Annotated in this window: 21 protein-coding genes; 7 read left to right on the top strand and 14 right to left on the bottom strand. The window is 69.3% G+C overall.

Annotated elements, in window-relative coordinates:
- Positions 1 to 56: 56 nt before the first annotated feature.
- Both ACIBAE_RS19310 and ACIBAE_RS19315 read left to right on the top strand, forming a co-directional pair.
- On the top strand, positions 57 to 326 hold the full coding sequence (locus ACIBAE_RS19310; protein WP_399286675.1) for a hypothetical protein: 270 nt from the start codon (positions 57 to 59) through the stop codon (positions 324 to 326).
- A 361-nt stretch (positions 327 to 687) separates the two neighbouring features.
- Positions 688 to 810, top strand: coding sequence for a hypothetical protein (locus ACIBAE_RS19315; RefSeq protein ID WP_399286677.1), 123 nt, complete (start codon positions 688 to 690; stop codon positions 808 to 810).
- Positions 811 to 1424: 614 nt separating this feature from the next.
- Here the strand turns inward: ACIBAE_RS19315 and ACIBAE_RS19320 are convergent.
- The 14 genes from ACIBAE_RS19320 to ACIBAE_RS19385 all read right to left on the bottom strand — a co-directional run bounded on the left by ACIBAE_RS19320 (position 1425) and on the right by ACIBAE_RS19385 (position 13697).
- Positions 1425 to 2093, bottom strand: a complete 669-nt coding sequence (locus tag ACIBAE_RS19320; RefSeq protein ID WP_399286680.1) for an OmpA family protein — start codon at positions 2091 to 2093, stop codon at positions 1425 to 1427.
- Positions 2093 to 2635: a hypothetical protein gene (locus ACIBAE_RS19325; protein ID WP_399286683.1), complete on the bottom strand. Its 543-nt coding sequence runs from the start codon at positions 2633 to 2635 to the stop codon at positions 2093 to 2095. The genes ACIBAE_RS19320 and ACIBAE_RS19325 overlap by 1 nt, the downstream gene beginning before the upstream one ends.
- Before the next feature lie 86 nt (positions 2636 to 2721).
- Positions 2722 to 3369, bottom strand: coding sequence for a pilus assembly protein TadG-related protein (locus ACIBAE_RS19330; RefSeq protein ID WP_399286686.1), 648 nt, complete (start codon positions 3367 to 3369; stop codon positions 2722 to 2724).
- Positions 3369 to 3602, bottom strand: coding sequence for a hypothetical protein (locus tag ACIBAE_RS19335; protein WP_399286689.1), 234 nt, complete (start codon positions 3600 to 3602; stop codon positions 3369 to 3371). The genes ACIBAE_RS19330 and ACIBAE_RS19335 overlap by 1 nt, the downstream gene beginning before the upstream one ends.
- A 278-nt stretch (positions 3603 to 3880) precedes the next feature.
- Positions 3881 to 4858: a response regulator gene (locus ACIBAE_RS19340; protein WP_399286691.1), complete on the bottom strand. Its 978-nt coding sequence runs from the start codon at positions 4856 to 4858 to the stop codon at positions 3881 to 3883.
- Between the two features lie 15 nt (positions 4859 to 4873).
- Positions 4874 to 6262 (bottom strand): sensor histidine kinase, encoded by a 1389-nt coding sequence (locus ACIBAE_RS19345; protein ID WP_399286694.1) that lies wholly within the window; start codon positions 6260 to 6262, stop codon positions 4874 to 4876.
- Between the two features lie 126 nt (positions 6263 to 6388).
- On the bottom strand, positions 6389 to 7276 hold the full coding sequence (locus tag ACIBAE_RS19350) for a DUF5936 domain-containing protein (protein WP_399286697.1): 888 nt from the start codon (positions 7274 to 7276) through the stop codon (positions 6389 to 6391).
- An 18-nt stretch (positions 7277 to 7294) separates the two neighbouring features.
- Positions 7295 to 8236, bottom strand: coding sequence for a type II secretion system F family protein (locus tag ACIBAE_RS19355; RefSeq protein WP_399286700.1), 942 nt, complete (start codon positions 8234 to 8236; stop codon positions 7295 to 7297).
- A 77-nt stretch (positions 8237 to 8313) separates the two neighbouring features.
- Positions 8314 to 9654, bottom strand: a complete 1341-nt coding sequence (locus ACIBAE_RS19360) for a CpaF family protein (RefSeq protein WP_399286703.1) — start codon at positions 9652 to 9654, stop codon at positions 8314 to 8316.
- A 105-nt stretch (positions 9655 to 9759) separates the two neighbouring features.
- Positions 9760 to 10194: a TadE/TadG family type IV pilus assembly protein gene (locus tag ACIBAE_RS19365; RefSeq protein WP_399286706.1), complete on the bottom strand. Its 435-nt coding sequence runs from the start codon at positions 10192 to 10194 to the stop codon at positions 9760 to 9762.
- A 3-nt stretch (positions 10195 to 10197) separates the two neighbouring features.
- Positions 10198 to 10605 carry a TadE/TadG family type IV pilus assembly protein gene (locus ACIBAE_RS19370; protein WP_399286709.1) on the bottom strand — a complete coding sequence of 136 codons (408 nt, stop codon included), beginning with the start codon at positions 10603 to 10605 and terminating at the stop codon, positions 10198 to 10200.
- 115 nt (positions 10606 to 10720) lie between these two features.
- The gene (locus tag ACIBAE_RS19375; protein ID WP_399286712.1) at positions 10721 to 11977 is read right to left on the bottom strand and encodes a CpaE family protein; all 1257 of its coding nucleotides are present in this window, start codon (positions 11975 to 11977) and stop codon (positions 10721 to 10723) included.
- 7 nt (positions 11978 to 11984) lie between these two features.
- Positions 11985 to 12695 carry a Flp pilus assembly protein CpaB gene (cpaB, locus tag ACIBAE_RS19380; RefSeq protein ID WP_399286715.1) on the bottom strand — a complete coding sequence of 237 codons (711 nt, stop codon included), beginning with the start codon at positions 12693 to 12695 and terminating at the stop codon, positions 11985 to 11987.
- Between the two features lie 96 nt (positions 12696 to 12791).
- Complete coding sequence (locus ACIBAE_RS19385; RefSeq protein ID WP_399286972.1) at positions 12792 to 13697, bottom strand: hypothetical protein; 906 nt, start codon at positions 13695 to 13697, stop codon at positions 12792 to 12794.
- 409 nt (positions 13698 to 14106) lie between these two features.
- On the opposite strand from ACIBAE_RS19385, the gene ACIBAE_RS19390 reads away from it, so the two are divergent.
- The 5 genes from ACIBAE_RS19390 (at position 14107) to ACIBAE_RS19410 (ending at position 19144) form a co-directional block, all read left to right on the top strand.
- Positions 14107 to 15636, top strand: coding sequence for a hypothetical protein (locus ACIBAE_RS19390; RefSeq protein ID WP_399286718.1), 1530 nt, complete (start codon positions 14107 to 14109; stop codon positions 15634 to 15636).
- Between the two features lie 28 nt (positions 15637 to 15664).
- A complete protein-coding gene (locus tag ACIBAE_RS19395) occupies positions 15665 to 16309 on the top strand; it encodes a hypothetical protein (protein ID WP_399286721.1) in 645 nt (214 codons plus the stop codon).
- 9 nt (positions 16310 to 16318) lie between these two features.
- Positions 16319 to 16741: a DUF3592 domain-containing protein gene (locus ACIBAE_RS19400; protein WP_399286724.1), complete on the top strand. Its 423-nt coding sequence runs from the start codon at positions 16319 to 16321 to the stop codon at positions 16739 to 16741.
- 10 nt (positions 16742 to 16751) lie between these two features.
- Positions 16752 to 17195, top strand: a complete 444-nt coding sequence (locus ACIBAE_RS19405; protein WP_399286727.1) for a hypothetical protein — start codon at positions 16752 to 16754, stop codon at positions 17193 to 17195.
- Positions 17196 to 17386: 191 nt separating this feature from the next.
- Positions 17387 to 19144, top strand: coding sequence for a chitinase (locus tag ACIBAE_RS19410; protein ID WP_399286730.1), 1758 nt, complete (start codon positions 17387 to 17389; stop codon positions 19142 to 19144).
- The last annotated feature ends 149 nt before the right edge of the window (positions 19145 to 19293 follow it).

Genomic DNA, 19293 nt, shown 5'->3' on the forward strand with positions numbered 1-19293 from the left:
CAACCGACGCGGCCGGGCTCGTGAAGGAGAAACCTTCGAAGCCGGCGATAGGAAGGATGGTGGCGAACCTCCGTCGGGGGAACGCCCATCTGATCCTGGAGCGTGTGCAGGAGGGCATCGAGGGCAGCTGGTACATCCAGGTACTGCTGCGCGACGACAACACGTACCAATTCGAATTCCGGGACGGCGTAGCGGCCGAGCACTATCAGACGCGGACCATCTCCCAGGAGAAGATCCTGACCGCCCTGCTCGGCTGGGCCGCCGGCAAGGCGGACTGGAGGGGCGAGTTCATGTGGAACAACATCGGCTCGGAATTCGAGATCTGAGTGCTTGGCCACTCAGTGCGTGGTGGCATTTCCTCGGGCCGCGTCTGACCCGTACGGGAAGATGGGGGCGTGCTGCCCTACGTCTATCGCGTCACCAAGTACGGCCCTGCCGACCGTGATGAACACGGCCACTACACCGGTGCCAAGGACACGGTCAGCGACCACGCCCAGGTCGAGGATGCCTACCTTCAAGCGATCGAGGCGTTCGCCTCGGACACCGGCATCGAGCGCTTGGCGGTGCGCGAGCCGCAGGTTCCGTCTCTCGCGCACTTCGGTACCGAGCGGCCGTTGGACGGCTTCGGGCTTCGAGGGGCTGGTGCACAACACCGAACTGGGAGACGGGCACCCGGATCATCCACAGTTGGCCGTCCACGTCGGCGACGCACTCCCCGTGAAGATCCTGGACATCGACCCGGCCCAGCGCCGCATCACCCTCTCGCACCGGCAAGCGATCTCCGCCGGCCAGGAGGAACCCGGCGCCTGATACGCACTTACCCCGGAGCCCGGCCTCACAGAGCGTCGTCATCCCCTGATTCTCACGTTCCTGGCCCACCACAGGTGCACTCAGTCCAGGTCTTCGAGGTCCTGAGACCACCACATACGAGGGCTGATGGGCGTGCCGAGATCGAGGGTGAAGTCCTGCTTGCGGAGCATATGCATTACGGGGGCTCGAACTTGAGGCTCTGAACGACTCGGCAGCCAGCCCGTGGCCAGCCCAGAGAGACTCCGTCAAGCTCCACCTGGCCGACTCATCCATGAGCGCCGGGCCGAACAGCCGGCCCCTGCGGTATCCGGCCAGGAACCGGATGTTATCCAGATCCACCGGTGGCGGCTCGATCCGGGCCTCGTACCGCCACCCCCGCGACTCCACCAGCTGACGGATCCAGCCGAAGGTGAAGGCCACCCCGGGCTTCGACACCCTGTGCAGCAGCAATTCCCATCCCGCACCGATCACTGCTTGGGTGGCCCGAACCGAAGTCCGGGCCACCCAAACGAGTGAACCGCCTGAACTGGCAGTCTCAGAACTACGACATATCTGCCGCCACTTGGCCATCCCCTCTGAGAGTCGGCCAAGAAATCCGAGACCCTACAGCCGTGTCAGCCCTCGGAGCTGCCGCCCGCCCCGCGCGGGAAGGAGACCTCCACGCGGCGGTTCTTCTTGCGGCCCTCCTCGGTGCTGTTGTCCGCGACCGGGTACTGCTCGCCGTAGCCACGGATCTCGTACGTGATCCCGGCGGAGGCCAGTTCGTGGTCCAGAACACCGTGGACGGCTTCCGCGCGCGCCTTGGAGAGCACGTCGCCGTGCGCGGCGGAACCGAGGTTGTCCGTGTAGCCGAAGACACGCACCGTGGTCGCGCCCTGCTTCTTGATCTCCGCGACGATGGACGCGATGCGCTCGTTCGCCGCCGGGGACAGCTTGGCGCTGTCCTTGCCGAAGAGGACCTCGGCCTGGAGGGCGATCTTCACGTTCTCGGGGGTGTCCTCACGGCGCTCCTCGCCGCCCTCGGACTCGACGACGGAGACGATGTCCAGCACCTTGGCCGGGGCGAGGGTGGCGCCGTCCCGGAGCTTCAGCCCCGGAGCCGTGCCGTCGACCTCGGGGGGCGGCGAGGTCGACTCGGTCCCCGGCGGAACGCTGGGGGCGTCGTCGGCGCGCGCGCCGGCCGCCAGGGTGAACTGCACGCTGGTGAGCAGCAGGACGGCGGCGAGGGCTGTCGCCGCCGGCCGCCGGGAGGCTCCGCGCGCCCGGGGCTTCGTGGCACGCATCAGGAGATCTCAATCGTGGCGGAGGGCATCATCGGAACCTGGATATCGACCTGCGATGTACTGTCCGGCGGTGCGGGGAACTGCGCGAAGAAGGCGATGCTCTCGCCGGCCTTGACGCCGGTGACACCCGTAGTGGTCAGAGGGAAGCCATCGGTGTCCCGCAACACGTAGTAGCGCTTCTTCTCCGTCTTGTCCACCAGGGTCGTGCCCCCGAGTGACGGGCCTGTGCGCTTGACCTGGGTCTCCTGGCCGTTCCACTGAATGGGGGCGTAGATCTGCTTGTCAGTCGTGTTCTTGATGCTCCCCGTGACCGTCAGGAATCCACCCGCGTCACGGACGGCGGTGTTGATGACGAACTGAAACCCATTGCTGCCGATGATGGTCGCCAAGGTCACGCTGGTGTCCGGCACCGTGTTGCCACCGTTGCCGTCGTCCGTCGACGTCTCCTTGCTGGGAGCAGAGGACGGCGTGTTACCGCCCCCCGCCTTCTGTCCGTCTCCGTCGCCACCGCCACAAGCGGTCAGGGAGATGGTCAAGGCCACCGCAGCGAGGGCGGCCCCCGCCGCCCTGCGCGCCTTCGCTCCACGCCACATACTCATGAGTGCTGTTCCTTTGCGTTCGCTCGCGGTCAGTCCTGGGCCAGACGAACGGAGAATAGATCGGCCAGGCTCGGCAGGCGGTCAAGATGCTCCGGATCGATGGGCCACTTCGTCCCGCCGCAGTCGAGTTCGCCCGGCGACACCGGCTTGTCGTCGCCCGGTTCGTCCTCGTCTCCGCCGTCCGACGGCTCTTCCTCATCCTCGGCGGGCTCGAACGAGCACCGGGACGTGACGATCGCCGTCGCCTGGGCCCTGGCCTTCTCGTTGCCGGTCCCCGGCAGGACGCTGTCGCCCATCGGCTCCTGCGTGATGACGTGGACCGTGAACCCCCACCTGAAGCCACCGATCCTTCCGCAGCCCCCCGCGTCGACATCCACATCGGCCTTGTTCTGGTCGGCGAAGCGCGTTGCCGCCGCACAGCCGTCGGCGGTGCCGATCGGGTTGCCGTTGAAGATGTCGTCCAGATGACCGGGATCCAGCAGGTCCCCGAGGAGGAACGCGTCCCGGGACTCTTGAGCGGCTGCCAGTGCCGCGGCGTCCGCCGCCGACTGGGCGCCGTTACGTGTGGCGCCGGCCTGGCCGACCGCGAAGAACGCGAGCGCAAGAAAGAGCAGGCCCGCCACCATCGTGATGTAGATGGGAGCGGCCTGCCCTGTCTCGTGAAGTCTGCGCACCATCAGCCGCCGAGGATCTCGCCGACCTTGGTGGTCAGACCCGTCGCGATGGTGTCCGCCACACCCGAGCCCACCAGCGCCGCGATGATCAGCGCCACCAGCACGATCACACCCACGTACTCGACGGCACCCTGGCCCTTGTCGCTGCGGCTCTTCATCGTCTTGACGGCCGTGTTCGCCCAGGTGCCGACGTAGAGCTTGGTGGCGGTGGCGGCCTTCAGCGTGATGTTCGACATGGTGTTCTCCTCCGGTGTCGGCCGGCCGTGTACCGGCCGACTCGTACGAGTCCTTGGTGTCGTTCGCGCTTCCGGCTTCCTCCTGGCCGGTCTCGCTGGCGACATGAGAAACGTACGCCGGGGGCAGTCCCTCCAACATGGGTCTGAGGGCCCAAAATCGGGCCCAGCCAAGGGATTGGGCCTTCTTCCGTCCGCCCGGTGCGGTGCCCGCCGGTGCCGTACCCGCCGGTGCCGTGCCCGCCGGTGTGGTGCCTGCCGGTGCGGTGTCCGGTGCGCGCTCAGCCATGGTGGGCCACCCCGCCTCGTGTGGTGCCGTTCCACAGGGCGATGGCCTCGCCGCGGCTGCCGGCGTTCAGCTTGGCGAAGATGCGGTTGATGTGGTTCTTGACCGTCTTCTGGCTGATGAAGCAGGCGGCGGCGATCTGCTGGTTGGTCATTCCCGACGCGATCAGGTCCATGATCTCCACCTCCCGCTGACTCAGCTCCGCGTGCGGGGTCCCCGCGGCTCCGGTCTGTTGCCTGGCCTGAGAGGAATGTGGCACATTCCCTTGCGGTTGCGAAGGGTTGACAGCGAATTGTTGCGGGTTCAGGACATGGTCGATCTGGGGTCCAGGCATGGGAATCGCCGGGGGAAGGATCGAATGGACCGTGGCCACGTGTGCGGAAGCAGACGGTTTCCTCGGCGCTGTGAACGCCGTCCCCAGCCCTTCCGGGAGCGGCCCGGACGGCGCCCCGGCGCTCTCCGGACCGCCTCCCCGCAGCCCCGCCAGCAGCGCGCTCGACGCGGAGTGGGTGAAGTGTGCCCGGCCCTGCTTGATGTCTCGTACCGCGAGGACCAGTTGGTCGGCTGTGAACTCGCCGTGGACGAGGTAGCCGCCCGCGCCCAGCCGTAGTGCCTCGTGGACGATCTCGCTCTCCCGGCTGTACGTCATCATCAGTACGGGCGCCAGGCTCACCAGATGAGGCAGCGCGGAGATCCCGTCCACGCCCGGCATACGTACGTCCAGGAGGATGACGTCCGGGCGATGCCGTACGGATTCCTCGTACGCCTGACGGCCGTCCGAGGCCTCCGCGACGACTTCGAGGTCGTCGCGTCCGGAGAGCAGGACGGTGAGACCGGCGCGTACCACCGGGTTGTCGTCCGCGACCACGACGCGCAACGGCGTCTCCGCCGAGGGCGGATGGGGGAAGACGGGGAATTCCGTGGCGTGCTGACTGGCGGGACTGCTGGAACCGCTGGAGCTCTCGTCCGGCATGACCGCGGCCTCCTCTCAGAGGGTTCGGGGGGTGGAAACAGGGGGCGGTGCGAAACCCGCGGGTGCGGGGGGCGGTGCGAAATCTGTGGGTACGGGCTGCGGTGCGAGCTGCTGGGAGCCCAGGACCGCCGCCGACAACTCCAGCCGTACTTCCGTGCCCTTCGTGGCCCGTCCCTTGCCGATGCTGATGCGGGCCCCGATCGACGCGGCCCGCTCGACCATGCCGACCAGGCCGAAATGGCCCGCCCGGCGCAGGTCGCCGAGGGTCGTGCCGGGCGGCAGTCCCTTGCCGTCGTCGTACACGCTGATGAGCAGCACACCGCCCACGACGCCGGCCGAGACATCCACGAAGGTGGGGTGCGCGTGGCGCTGCGCGTTCTCCATCGCCTCCGTGGCGATCGTCAGCGCGTGCCGCGCGATCGCGTGCGGAACGGTCGGTACGGGCGACTCTCCGAGCCGCCGGAAGGATGCCGTCACCCGGTGCCGGAGCGCGAAGTCGTCGGTGCGTGACTGCAGTTCGGCGAGTACGTCGACTCCGCCGTCCAGCCCCGACTCCCGGCGCAGGTCCGAGAGGAGTTCGCGCGATTCGGCGGCCGCCCGCCGTGCCGAGCGACCTACGAGTTCCGCCTGGTACTTGACGAGCTTCGGGTCGATGCGGTCCGCCGAGTGGGCGAGGCCGTCCGCCGCCATGGCCAGGCCGTGCAGGGTCTTGGCCACCGAGTCGTGCATCTCACGGGCGAGGCGGGCCCGCTCCTCCTCGACCGCCTCGTTCACCGCGAGCCGGGCGCGGGCCTCGGTGAGGGCCTGGCTGGCGGTGCCGAAGCCGAGCATCAGGTTGCGCAGGGTGCTGCCGATCGCGCCCGCCATCACGCACAGGCCGGGCAGGAGCAGCGCGCCGAACCCGGCGTCCGCGTCACTGTTGACGGCGTACGCGGCGGCGATGATCAGCGACTGGAGTACGGCGAAGAGGGCCGCACCGCGCCAGCCGTACACCAGCCCCGCGAGCAGCGGGGTACAGATGGTGACGTAGGCGAGGGTCGAGTCCGGGGACGCCGTCGCCAGGAGCAGCGAGCCGCAGAACATGTCGGCGGCGAGCAGCGCGGGGTGGCGCAGCAGTACGGGACCGAAGCGTTCCCAGTCGCGCAGCAGGACGTACGAGCCCATGAAGGTGAGGAACACGGCCGAGCCGACGAGCCAGGTGCCGAACCCCGGCTTCGTATGAGCGAGGGCGAAAGGGGTGGCCAGCGCGATCATCGCGAGCCGGAAGCCGAAGGTCTGCCGGCACAGCGCCTGCAGGGCGTTGACCTGGATCGGGAGGGGTGGCACATGGCTCGGCGCGCTCGTCGCCGAACGCGGCACCTCGCTGGTGTTCCCGCCGGTGAGTGTCAGGGTCTTGTGGGTCATGGGGGCCATGGGGTCACCTCCCGTTCGGACGAGCAGGACGATCAGGACGGGCTGGGCGGGCTGGGCGGGCTGGGCGGGCTGAACGGGCTGAACGGGGCACGACGCGTACGGACGGGCGCCGGCCGGTCATCCGGACAGGATGTTCGCGAAGTCCACCCCCGAGCCGTAGTAGAAGCTCAGGACGATCAGGATCATGGTCGCGGGCAGCATCACCATCGTCACGACCAGCGTGCTCTTCGGCACCGCCTGGGCGGCACTGCGCCGGGCGCTCTGGGCGTCCGCGCGCCGCATGTCGTTGGCGATCTGGATCAGTGTGTCGACGATGGGCGCGCCCAGCTCCTCGCCCTGCTGGAGTGCCGTGACGAACATCGACACCTGCTCGGAGGCGTTCCGCTTCCGCAGCTGGTCGAAGGCGTCCCTGCGGCTGACGCCCATGTCCATCTGGCGCAGCGTGACGCGCAGTTCGTCGGACCAGGGGCCGGTGTACTTCTCCGAGACGCGGTCCAGCGCCTGGCGGAATCCCAGGCCGGCCGAGACGACGACGGCGAGGACGTCGAGGAAGTCGGGCAGGGTGCGTTCGATGTCCGACTTGCGCCGCCGGATGGCCGCCCGGATGATCACGTCCGGCCAGACCAGGCCGAAGGCCAGGGCGACCACCGCGATGACCGGCTGCCCCCTGGTGATCATGGCGAGTGCCGCGAACGCGCCCAGGCCGCCGTAGACGGCCCGGCGCGCCGCGAAGCGGTCGACGGTCAGACCGCCCGGGTTGCCCGCCATGTCGAGCCGGCGGCGCAGGGCGTCGACCCGCTTGGGTCCCATCCAGCGCAGTACGGAGGGGGCCCAGCGGATGCCGAGCCGGTCGATGCCGGAGCCCACGGCGGTGGTGCGGGAGGCGCCGACCTCCAGGGCGATGGCCAGGTCATCGGGGAGCCGGGCGTCGGCACGGTACATGCGGATGCCGTGGAAGGCGCCGTACACGGCGAGCGCCACGGCGGCTGCGAGCAGAAGTTCCATGGGGTGTTTTCTCCTGCCTCAGACCTGGATCCGGGACATGCGCCGGATCAGGAGGTAGCCGACGGCGTACAGGGCGAAGGCGACGATGGTGCCGACCTGGCCGATCACCGATCCCGTCATCTTGTCCAGCGCGCCCGGTGTCATGGCGTTGATCAGCAGCAGGAAGCCGAGGCCGAGCAGCGGCACCGCCAGGGCCGTGACCTTGACCTGGGAGAGCATCGTCGTGACCTCACGACGGGTTTCCTTGCGCTCCTCCAGCGTCTCCGTGAGGTTGCGCAGGGAGCTGACGACCTGGCCGCCCGCCCGGCTGGACAGCACCAGGGTGGTGACGAGTACGACCAGCTCGCGCGAGGGAAGCCGGTCCGCGAGTTCCCCGAGCGCGTCGTCCAGGGAGTGGCCGACGGACAGCTGGTCGGCGACCCGGCGCAGTTCCTCGCCGGCGGGGTCGTCGAGTTCCTCGGCGGCCATCGCCAGTGCCGTGCGCATCGCGAGGCCCGCCTGGGTGGCGTTCGCGAGCACCCGGGTCAGCTCGGGCAGCTGGCTGATGAACGCCTCCGTACGCCGTACCCGCTGCCAGTTGAGGAAGGCGTTGCCGCCCCACAGGCCGATCAGCGCCGCCAGGATGCCGAAGAACGGGGCGAAGATCGCGCCGACGACGAAGTAGAGCCCGAGCAGGCCGCCCACCACGTACACGGCGTACTCACCGGGCGTCAGATCGAGGCCGGTCACCGCGATCTTGCGCTCGATGCGCTTGCCCAGGGTCGTCGTGCGCAGCCGCCGGTCGACGCCGCTGAAGCGCCGGCGCCGGCCGCCGGGCATCACGACCTCTCCCGTCTGGGCCATGCGGTCCACGAGGGCCTGCCGCTGGGCCTTGCCCGACGAGTACACGTGCACGCCGATGACGGCGAGCACACACGTGAGGAGTGTGACGCCGATCGTCAGGAGTGGGAGATCAGTCATGTCGGACGAGGACCTTCTCGGTGGGCGAAGGGGAGGGGGCAGGTGGTCGGGGACGGGGGTTGTCCGGTTGCGTACGGTCAGGCGCTGGAGCTGCGCACGGCCAGCTGCTCTTCCGTACGGGCGATCCCGAAGGCCGGTGGCACGGGTTCACTTCGCAGGTAGAGGCGGTCCGCGATCCGGCGGGGCAGCGGGTAGTACTCGAACTTCCCGTGGACCCGGCCGTCCTCCGCCATCGGCTGCGCGATGTAGCGGCAGACGGAGACGATGCGGTACTCCTCGCGGCCGTGGGAGTCGACGATGGCGATCTCGGTGACCCGGCGGGAACCGTCGGCGTGCCGGGTGAGCTGGACGATCACATCGACGGCGCTGTTGATCTGGTCCTTGATCGCCACGAAGGGGATCTCGACCTCCGACATGGAGGCCAGGGTCTGGAGTCGCATCAGCGCGTCCTCGGCGCTGTTGGCGTGCACGGTGGCCAGCGAGCCGTCGTGACCGGTCGACATCGCCTGGAGCATGTCGAGGGTCTCACCGCCACGCACCTCACCGACGATGATCCGGTCGGGGCGCATACGCAGGGAGTTGCGGACCAGGTCGCGGATCGTGACCTGGCCCTTGCCCTCGACGTTCGCCGGGCGGCTCTCCAGGGTGATCACGTGGGACTGCTGGAGCTGGAGTTCGGCGGAGTCCTCGATGGTGACGATGCGCTCGCCGTTGGGGATCAGCCCGGAGAGGGAGTTGAGCAGGGTCGTCTTGCCGGTGCCGGTGGCCCCGGAGACGATCACGTTGAACTTCGCCCGTACCAGCCCGGCCAGCAGGACCATCATCTGCTCGTCCAGCGAGCCGAGGCTGATCATCTCCTGCAGGGTGAAGGAGCGCGGGAAGCGCCGGATGGTGAGGATCGGCCCGGTCAGCGAGAGCGGCGGAATGATGACGTTGACGCGCTCGCCGGAGGGGAGGCGGGCGTCGACCATCGGATTGGCCTCGTCCACACGGCGGTTGACCGTGGAGACGATACGTTCGATGGTCTGCATCAGCTGCTCGTTGGACGCGAACCGCATGGGCAGCATCTCCAGCCGGCCACCGCGCTCCACGAAGACCTGTTCCGCGCCGTTGACCATGATTTCGCTGATGGACGCGTCTTCGAGCAGAGGTTCGAGGATGCCCAGGCCGAGGGCCTCGTCGACGACCCGGCGGATCAGCTGGGAGCGCTCGCCGGTGGAGAGCACCGGGCCTTCCCGGCTGATGATGTGGCCGAGCACCCGCTCCAGGCGGGCCCGGCGGTCCGCCGCGGCGAGCGCGGACATCTCCGCGAGGTCGATCTCCTCCAGGAGCTTGGCGCGGTAGACCCCGACGAGTGCGCTTTCCTCGCTGTGCCCGTTCGTCGGCTCGGGGCTGTTGATGCGCGCCCGCAGGCTCATGTCCTCAACTCCCAGGTTCTGCTGATGTGGTGCTGTGCTTGTGCCGTGCTGTGCCGGCCGGCTGTGCATGTGTGTGGTGCGGTCGTCCGTCGGTACCGGATCCGGTCAGTCGAGGGGCATCGTGACGCTCCTGCTCGCGTCCGGGAGCTCGAAGACGGGCAGGATGGACGGGATGCGGACCCTCGCCGTCACCTCGACCTCGTCGCCGCCTCCGCCGAGCGTGAAATGGGCCCCCTTGGCGAGCCAGGGGCTCATCGCCGCCCGGCCCGCGTCCGCGTAGTTCGTACGGGCCTCGCGGTACGAGGCCGCGCGGGCGGCGGCCCGCGAGGCCGTTCCCGCCTGCTGTACGGCGTAGGCGGCGATCCCGAGCTGGATCGCGGCGAGAGCGACCAGGAGCAGCAGGGTGATCACGCCCACGTATTCCAGGGCGGCCTGGCCCCGCTCCCGGGTCCGGCCCGGCTCCCGGCCCGGCTCCCCGGTACTGCTCAGCTCCTGGTCCTGGTCCTGGTCCTGGTCCTGGTGAAGTGTGCGTTCGCGCATGACTCAGCTCTCCCTCACGGCGGCGGCCCGGCCCGGGATCGTGATGTCGAACGGCACGTTGAACACGCCGGGGATGACCATCGGCACCTTCACGTCGACCTCGGCCTTGACCAGGTCGCCGTCGGCGCGGCAGGTGATGCCTCTGGCGGTCCAGGCGGCGGGCAGGTGCTTCTTCGCGGCCCGCTCGCACGCGCCGTTCCGGTCCAGCGGCGCGACCGTGGCCGCCCGTACGCCTTCGTCCGCCGCGTTGCCCGCGAGCGAGAACGTGTAGCCGACCAGCGCGGCCTGCCACAGCATGAACGCGGTGAGCAGGATGAACGGCACCACGCCGGTGAACTCGATGATCGCCTGGCCCCGGTCGTCACGGAGCCCGGTACCGAGCCGCCCGGCACCGAGCGGCCGCCCGGCCACGCCGTCGCGCCGACCGACGACCGGACGTAGGCGTGCGCCTATTCGTGCCCGTTCACGTACACGTGTTTCTGGAACGCTCATGGCTCAACGTGCCCCTCAGCCTCGTCAACCCGCGCTATCTCTGCGCCTTCGCTCTACCGCGCCGGACCGCGACCGCGCCGCTGTCCCCCTTGTGCTTTCCCTGCTTCTCGGCGCCCTCGGGCGCCTTCACCAGGCCCAGCTCCGCCGCCAGGCCCCACAGGGCCTGCTTCACCGTGGACTTCGACTCCAGGTCCTGCATCCGGCCCGCGTCGACGGCACCCTGCAGTTCCTTGAAGTTCGCCGGAATCACCACCCGGGAGACCCGGGTGCCCGTGATCCGCTCGATCAGCGGCGGCTGGATCTCCGTGTTGCGTACGTACCGGTTGACCACGGTCACGGTCTCCTCCGCCTTGCGGATCTGGAGCCGGTCCCACAGCCGCACCAGGCGCTTGGTCGCCCGGACCGACACCACATCGGGTGTCGTCAGCAGGACCGTGGTGTCCGCCATCTCGATCGCGGCGGCGTTCGCGCTGTTCATCTGGGTGCCGCAGTCGATGATGACGATGTCGTAGCGGTTGCGGAGCGCGCTGACGATCTGCCGTACGGAGCGCTCGTTGACCTCTTCGCCCCGCTCGCCCTCCCCCGGCGCCAGCAGCAGTTCGACGCCTGTCGGGTGGACGAAGACCGCGTCCTGCAGCACCCGGGGCGATATGTCCTGGATGGAGGCGAGGTCCACGACCGACCGGCGGAACTGCACATCGAGGTACGAGGCGACATCCCCGGCCTGGAGGTCCAGATCGGCGAGTGCGGTGCTCATGCCCGACGCGTTCGCCGCGAGGGCCAGCTGCACGGCGGCCACTGTCGTACCGACGCCGCCCTTGGCGCCGCTGACCGTGACGACGGTGCCGCCGGGGCCGGTGAACACGTCGCCGCCCTGGCCGAGGTGGCGCCGTACGCCGACCGACCAGGCGGCCGCCGCCTGGACGCGCTGGATCAGCTCCTCGTACGAGAGCGGCAGCGAGACCAGTCCGCGGGCGCCGGAGTCCATCGCGGCCGAGAACAGCGCCGGGCCCGCGTCCGTGGTGACGAGGATGACGCCGACGGCGGGAAACCGGAGCGCCACTTCCCGGATGAGTTCCAGGGCGGGCACCGGACCGATGCGCTCGTGGACCAGGACGACCTCGGGCAGTTCGTCGATCGACTCGGCCGCGAGCCGCGCCAGGGTGTCGATCAGCGAGGTGGAATCCGCGACCGGCGCGGCCGGCTCGGCGTCGGGGAGCTGGCTGAGCAGGGTGGCGATGGACCGGGCGGCGTCGGCGTCGCCGACGACCGGAAGGATTCTGGTGGTCATGCGTCGCTCACTTGTCCCCTTCGAGGGTGTAGGTGTTCTCCCCCGGGCGAAGCGTCGTGGGGCTGCCGTCGGCGAGGAGCGCGAGACGTACGTGCGCCGCGAAGGACTCGGCGTACGCGACGCGCTGGGCGTCCTTCGTCTTCAGCGCGAACGTGATCGGCACGGCCTGCTGGACCCCGGTGCGGTTGTTGTCCTCCTCCTTCGGCTCCAGCGCGGTGATCCGGCCGACGTCGATGACCTTGGCGTTGGGGACGATGATCCGGGACTGCGCCTTGTCGCCCTTCTCCTGCGGGCCGAAGGTGGCGAAGATGTTGACCAGGTCACCCGGGGTGATCTTGCCGGCGACGCCCGTCTCGGCGTCGATCATGATGGCGATCTCCTGCTCGTCGTTGGCGAGAGCGGGCCGTTTCACGATCATGTCGTCCTGGAGCAGCGAGCCCTTTTTGAGCTGAGTGACGGCGATCTTTCCGTTGACGACGGAGAGGTCGGCCACGGCGTTCTCGGAGAGCCAGCGCTTCGGCATCGAGATCTTCTCGAACTGCTCTTCCGTGAGCTGGGTGTACGGCGCCACGTCAGCCTTCAGCCGGTAGGCGGCGACCTCGGGGCCGACCTTCGAATTCACGTCGCTTATCACCGAGAGCACGCCGGCGAAGGCACCGAAGGCGCAGAGAACCGAGAGAAGAAGAAGTATGACGCCGCGGCGTTGCCGTGAATTCATGGGCGGGACGACCTCGTTCGGGGGACATCGGAGACAGGGGACGTGTGGGGGGAGTCCTGGTGCGGGGGTAAGGCGTACGGCGCCGGGGAGCCCGGCTTACGACCCGTGGCCGGCGGACGTGCCGGGGGGCAGCGCGCCGATCGCCACGCGGCTCTGGAGAGCGCGGCTCTGGACAGCGCGGTCCTGGACAGCGCCGTCCTGGACCGCACGCGTCCGGTCCGCGCGGGGCTGATTCGCGGGTGGCGGTGCGAGTGGTGCCGAGCAGAATCCGCAGCGGTCACCTATGAGTTCGATGCCGCACCAGGAGCACGTTTCCCGCCGTACGGAGGAAACCAGCTGGTAGAGCACCGAGACGTCCGGCAGGAACGCGGCGAACTCGATCATCTTGGACGTACCCCACCAGCGGGGCGAGTCGGCCGGCAGCGCACACTCCTGGATTCCCTGGACGTGCCATGAGGGCGCGAGGGTCTCGGCGACCCACGCCGACTGCGACTGGCCTTTCGCGAGCATGAGTTGGGTACCGAAATCGGGTCCGGCGAGTTGATCCGTCCCGTGTCCGACGCGGATCAATTGGGGTGTGGGATTGGCGAGGACGCCGAACTGTGATCCAGGGACCCAGGATTTCGCGTGGGTCTTGAGACTCACCGGGACCCGGTCGAGCTTGGTGACGGAGTGGAGCAGCGCTCCGGCGTAAATGTAGTGCGACAGCAGCCGGGCGGCGGAGGCGACGACCCCGGCGCTGAAGTCGCAGATCGACAACTGCCGCAGCTGGCGTACGAGTACGGCGATGCCGAGCGGCGGCAGGTCGAGCTTCAGCAGCGCGATGCGGTCGCTCTCCATGATCGAGCGGACCGTGTGCAGCCGCCGTTCGTGGGCGACGGGGAGGTTGGCGGGATAGAGGCCGACCACATAGCCGTGCTGCTCGACAAGGACCTGCATGTCGGCGAGCGCGGCGTCCAGCGGCTGGCTGTCCGGGGACTGCAACAGTGCCGCCGTGGGCATCTGCTGGTCCGTCGGTGGCAGCACCAGATCAGGGCTGGTGACAGCAATCGCGGTGGGCACGGTGGTTCCCCGTTCAGCTCCGGTCGCCGGAGTCCCGGCGCGCCGCAGATCTATCCTGCTCGATGCTTGTGCCTCGCACTTTATCCACGTCTTACGGTGGAGAGAACACCTTCTGGTTACCAGCTACTTCGGCACCGACGGGACGGCCACTGGCAAAGTCGGGCGAAGCCGTCAACAAGCGGCTCGCGTTTTGCCGAATGTTGCCCTTTGTTGAATTGCTGGTCAACTGATCGCTCTTTGGGCCCTCATTGGGTCCACGGGCCCACGCCAGTCCTGTGCCCACGTCCGTACGCTCCCATTCCGATTCCGTGTGCGAAAGGGTGCGCGGCCGCCGAGGGGACGACGTCGGATGAGACGGGTAGCGGTTCGCGGTCCGAGGCGCGACCGGGGCGCCACGGCCACCGAGTACGTCGGTGTGGTGGTCGTCGTGGCGGCCATCGCCGGCGCCATGGTCGGGACCGGCGTCGACGGGACCATCGCGACGAGCCTGCGCTGCCTGGTCTCGCTCGCCGGGCCGTGCGACGCGGGCGGCGGGCGCGACCAGGCCGGACCCAGGACCGACGCCGACTACGAGCCGCCGCTGTGCCAGCTCTCCTCCATCACCGACAAGGCCGGTGCCAAGGCGAAGATCCTCTTCATCGAGTGGGGTCAGGAGTACGGCTTCCAGCAGCAGACCTTCCAGGCGAAGACCGACGTCAACGGTGACGGCCGGGTCGACGAGAACGACCAGCAGGTCACGATGACCTTCACCGACGCCGCCTCGGTCGCCGCCAGGAAGGACTGGAAGCCGGGCGCCAAGATCGGGAAGTTCGGCGCCGACAAGGTCGAGCTCGGCGCGGGGATCAAGGTCACCAACGGCGACACCTGGATCTTCGACAGCGAGGCGGACGCCGCGGCCTTCCGTGACGACATCGAGGAACTGAAGATGTACGAGCTGACCAACCGCAATTCCAACGCGCAGGGCGGCGGCCTCGGCAACAGCATCCTCTACCTCTTCGGCAAGGGGCCCATGGCCGAGGAGGAGAAGCTGCGCGACCGCATCGAGGACAAGCTCGGCAACCGGCACATCAGTTACGGCAAGGTCAGCCTGGAGGCGAGCGCGGCCGGCGGCCTCAAGCTGTCGCCGGGCGACGAGGAGAAGCTGAGCGCGACCCTCGGCGGCAACTTCAGGTTCTCGCCCGAGGCGACCTGGACGAACAACGACTTCAAGGGCACCAAGGCGTACACGTACAGCGCGGCCGTCGAGTACGGCACGAAGGCCGGGTACCAGGCGGGGCCGCTCAGCGGCGACGCCTCCGCGTCGACCACCCGGACCGGCACGATCACCGTCACGCACGACAAGAAGACCGGTGAGCTGCTGCGGATCGACATGACCCGTACCGTCGAGCGGGGCAAGGAGAAGGACGGGGTGAAGGTGGGCGGCGACAACGGCGGGAGCGGCGAGGACAAGCGCGGCGGCAGCGGCGCTCTGAAGGGCGGTGACACGACCACCGGCATCGAGGTCGTCACCAACTCGATCGTCATCCCGCCGGGCGCCGAGGGCGACGAGCAGCGCCGGATCGCCCAGGAATGGCTGGACGGCCATGGTGACAACGCCGCGCCCTTCACGTACATGTTCGACGACCACGCGCCGACCGAGCGGCCCGGCGCGGACGATCCGTTCGGCCGGCTCCTCTTCGACGAGGGCCTGTCGAGCCGGACGAACTACACGGGCAGGACGAACGCGGCGGAGTACGGCTTCGAGCTGAATCTGGGGCTGAGCCTGGGCTTCTCGGTCTCCACCGAGAAGAAGGAAGAGACCCTCGACCAGGCGCAGTTCCTGGGTGCGCCCCACGGGGACAGCCGCAGCTACGTGCCGTACAGCTACTGTGCGAACTGACCTCACGGGCGACGGGAGCGCACACGCCATGAGCAGCAGGAAAACGATGAGCCGGTGGACCTCCACCGCCGCCACGGCCTCCGTCCTGACCACCTGCGCCGCGCTGGTCCTGACGGCCGGGTGCGGGACGCAAACGGTGGGCGGGACGGCGCCCGGCGGCTGGCCCACCCTGAAGACTCCGGCGGTCACGGTCGCCTACCCGCCCGCCTTCGTCCCGCAGGGCGACGCGCGGCGCAGCGCGTACAACGCGGCGGCCGCGACGCTCTCCGAGGGGGGCCAGGACATCGGCATGATCACCGTCCAGCTGGACTTCACCCAGGCGGATTCGGCGGAGGAGGCGGCGATCGGCGCCGAGGCGGGCATCGCTCTCGGCTCCACACCGGGCAAGCAGACGGACATCCAGGTCGCCGGCCCGCAGGGCCCGGAGGAGGCCCGGCGCATCGACTTCACGTTCACCGGGAAAGCCACCGGAAAGGCCACCGGGACGGGCTCGGGCAAGGGCTCGGGCAAGGGCTCGGGCTCGGGCACCGCGCAGGACCCCCGGATCAACGGTGTGATCATCGCGGGGCTCGACTCGGCGGAGAAGTCGTACGCGGTACGGATAGACGCCGCCCAGGGGAAGCTCAGCGCCGGCGATCTGCAGAAGATCATCGACTCGATCACGGTCAAGTAGCCCGTCGCCATGGACATACCCGGTGGTGACGGGGTCTTCTTCGCGGGCATGATGCTGCTGTTCGGCTGGCTCGCGTTCCACTACGCGCGGCGGCTGGCCACGGTGGCGCGCGCGCTGCGGTCCGGCGGCCGGACGACCGGGGTGTGCGTACGGATCGAGACCGAGCCGTACAACCGCTCCGACGCTCAGCGGTACGTCTTCGCCTTCCGCGCGCCGGACGGGCGGGAGATCGAATTCGAGGACCTGTCGACCCGCGCGGTGCGGGTCGGCACCGAAGTGACGGTCGCGTACGATCCGGCGGCCCCGGAGCGTACGGCGACGGTCACGGGGCGGGGCAGCGGGTCTCCGGTGGCGCAGTACGCGCTGCTGGTGGCGGGGTGCGGGCTGGCGGCCGCCGCGTTCGCGGCCGTGTTCGTTTTGACGGTGATCTGATGGAGCGGCGATGACGCGATACGACTACCCGGGGGCGCCCACCCGCCGGGACGAGCAGGGCGGTCCGCCGTTCTTCGCGCTGATCCGCGCCTGGGCGACCGGCATCCTGGTGCTGGTTTTCACGGAGTACCTCCAGGCCACCGTGGTCTATGAGCATCTGGCGTCGGAGGACCGGCTGGAGACGTTCACGGGCCGGCTGCTGCTGATCCATCTTCCGAACGCGCTGTGCATCGCGCTCGCCGCCTGGGCGGCGGGCCGCCTCCACCCCGAGCCCTATCGCGACGCCCCGCGCCGGCACCTCGCGGCGGTGATCACGGTCCCGGTGGCGGCGCAGGCCCTGAACATGGCGCTCCAGTGGCACGGCCTGTCGACGGAGGATCTGCTGATGTCGAACGCGGTGCTGGTGGTGGGCTGCATGACGGGCTACGCGGTGGACCGGCTCCAGGAGGACTGAGAGCCGGTCGGACGACCGCCTGATCAGAGGTCACCCGGCAGGTTCCGAGGCCACGGCGGCGTCGTCGTGGGACCCCCGTTCGCACCAGCGGCGGGGGTCCTTCTCGTATACGTCCTTCTGCCAGAGGTCTTGACAACTCGATTGGTCTGGACCAGCTTTACGCCCGACGGTGGCCACCGTTCACCCCTCTCATGTACCTCCATCCCCCGAAAATCCCCCGAAACCAGCGGAGGCGGCAAGTGGAACGTGCACCAGGCGGCAGAGGACGCGTACGGAACTGGATCGGCGGGGCGGTGGCCGCGCTGGCCGCCGGAGCGCTGAGTGTGACCGGGCTCGCCGGGACGGCGCAGGCCGCCGACATCAATGTGGCCAAGAACGCGGGCTTCGAGTCCGGGCTCGCCAACTGGACCTGTTCGGCGGGCAGCGGGGCGACCGTCGGATCGCCCGTGCACGGGGGCGCGGCCGCGCTCCGGGGCACGCCCGCCGGGCAGGACAACGCGAAGTGCACGCAGGCCGTCGCCGTACAGCCCAACTCGGCCTACACACTGAGCGCCTGGGTGCAGGGCGGCTACACGTACCTCGGGGCCGAAGGCACCGGGACGACCGACGTGTCGACCTGGACCCCGGACAGCTCCGGGTGGAAGCAGCTGACGACCAGCTTCAGGACCGGCGCGTCGACCAGGTCGGTGACCGTCTACACCACCGGCTGGTACGGCCAGGCCCCCTACTACGTGGACGACGTGTCCGTCTTCGGCCCGGACGGCGGTGGCGGGAGCGACCCCGCCCCCCAGGTGCCCGCGACGCCCACCGGGCTCGCGGTCGGCTCGGTGACCTCGTCGTCCGTGACGCTGAACTGGGGCGGGGTGTCCGGGGCGACCGGGTACAACGTCTACCAGGGCGGTACGAAGGTCCAGTCGGCGAGCGGCACGTCCACGACCGTGACGGGACTGGCCGCGAACACCTCGTACCCGTTCCAGGTGAGCGCGACCAACGCGGCCGGTGAGTCCGCCAAGTCGGCGACGGTCACCGGGAAGACGGCGGCGAGCGGGGGCGGCGGCAACCCGGCGGTGCCGAAGCACGCGCTGACCGGCTACTGGCAGAACTTCAACAACGGCGCGACCGTCCAGAAGCTCCGGGACGTGCAGTCGCAGTACGACATCATCGCCGTGTCGTTCGCCGAGGCGACGAGCACGCCCGGCCAGCTCACCTTCCACCTCGACCCGGCCGTCGGATACGGCTCCGTCGCCGACTTCAAGGCGGACGTCGCCGCGAAGAAGAGCGCGGGCAAGTCGGTGATCCTCTCGGTCGGCGGCGAGACGGGCAGCGTCTCCGTCAACAGTGACGCCTCCGCGACGGCCTTCGCCGACAGCGCCTACTCGCTGATGCAGGAGTACGGCTTCAGCGGCATCGACATCGACCTGGAGAACGGCCTCAACTCCACGTACATGACGAAGGCGCTGCGTCAGCTGTCCACCAAGGCCGGCGCGGGCCTGGTGCTGACGATGGCCCCGCAGACCATCGACATGCAGTCGACGTCGGGCGAGTACTTCAAGACCGCGCTCGCCGTGAAGGACATCCTCACGGTCGTCAACATGCAGTACTACAACAGTGGTTCGATGCTCGGCTGCGACGGCAAGGTGTACTCGCAGGGCTCGGTGGACTTCCTCACGGCGCTGGCCTGCATCCAGCTCCAGGGCGGACTCGCCCCCTCGCAGGTCGGCCTCGGGGTGCCCGCCTCCACGCGGGGCGCGGGCAGCGGCTACGTCTCGCCGACCATCGTGAACAACGCGCTGGACTGCCTGGCCAGGGGCACCAACTGCGGTTCGTTCAAGCCCTCCACGACGTACCCGGGGATCCGTGGCGCCATGACCTGGTCCACCAACTGGGACGCGACGGCGGGCAACGCCTGGTCCGGCGCCGTGGGACCGCACGTGCACGGCCTGCCGTAACCGCGCGGCGCCGGGCGTCCCCGCACCCCCGCAGACCCGACCGGAAGCCGAGAACCGTCCGGTCACCCAGGCCCCCCACAGGGCCGGCAGCGCCGTCGCTCACCCGACGGCGCTGCCGTGTGTCCGGCGAAGGCCGCCCCGGGCCCCGG

Origin of the sequence: Streptomyces sp. NPDC051569, assembly GCF_044454085.1 — a bacterium.
Taxonomy (GTDB): domain Bacteria; phylum Actinomycetota; class Actinomycetes; order Streptomycetales; family Streptomycetaceae; genus Streptomyces.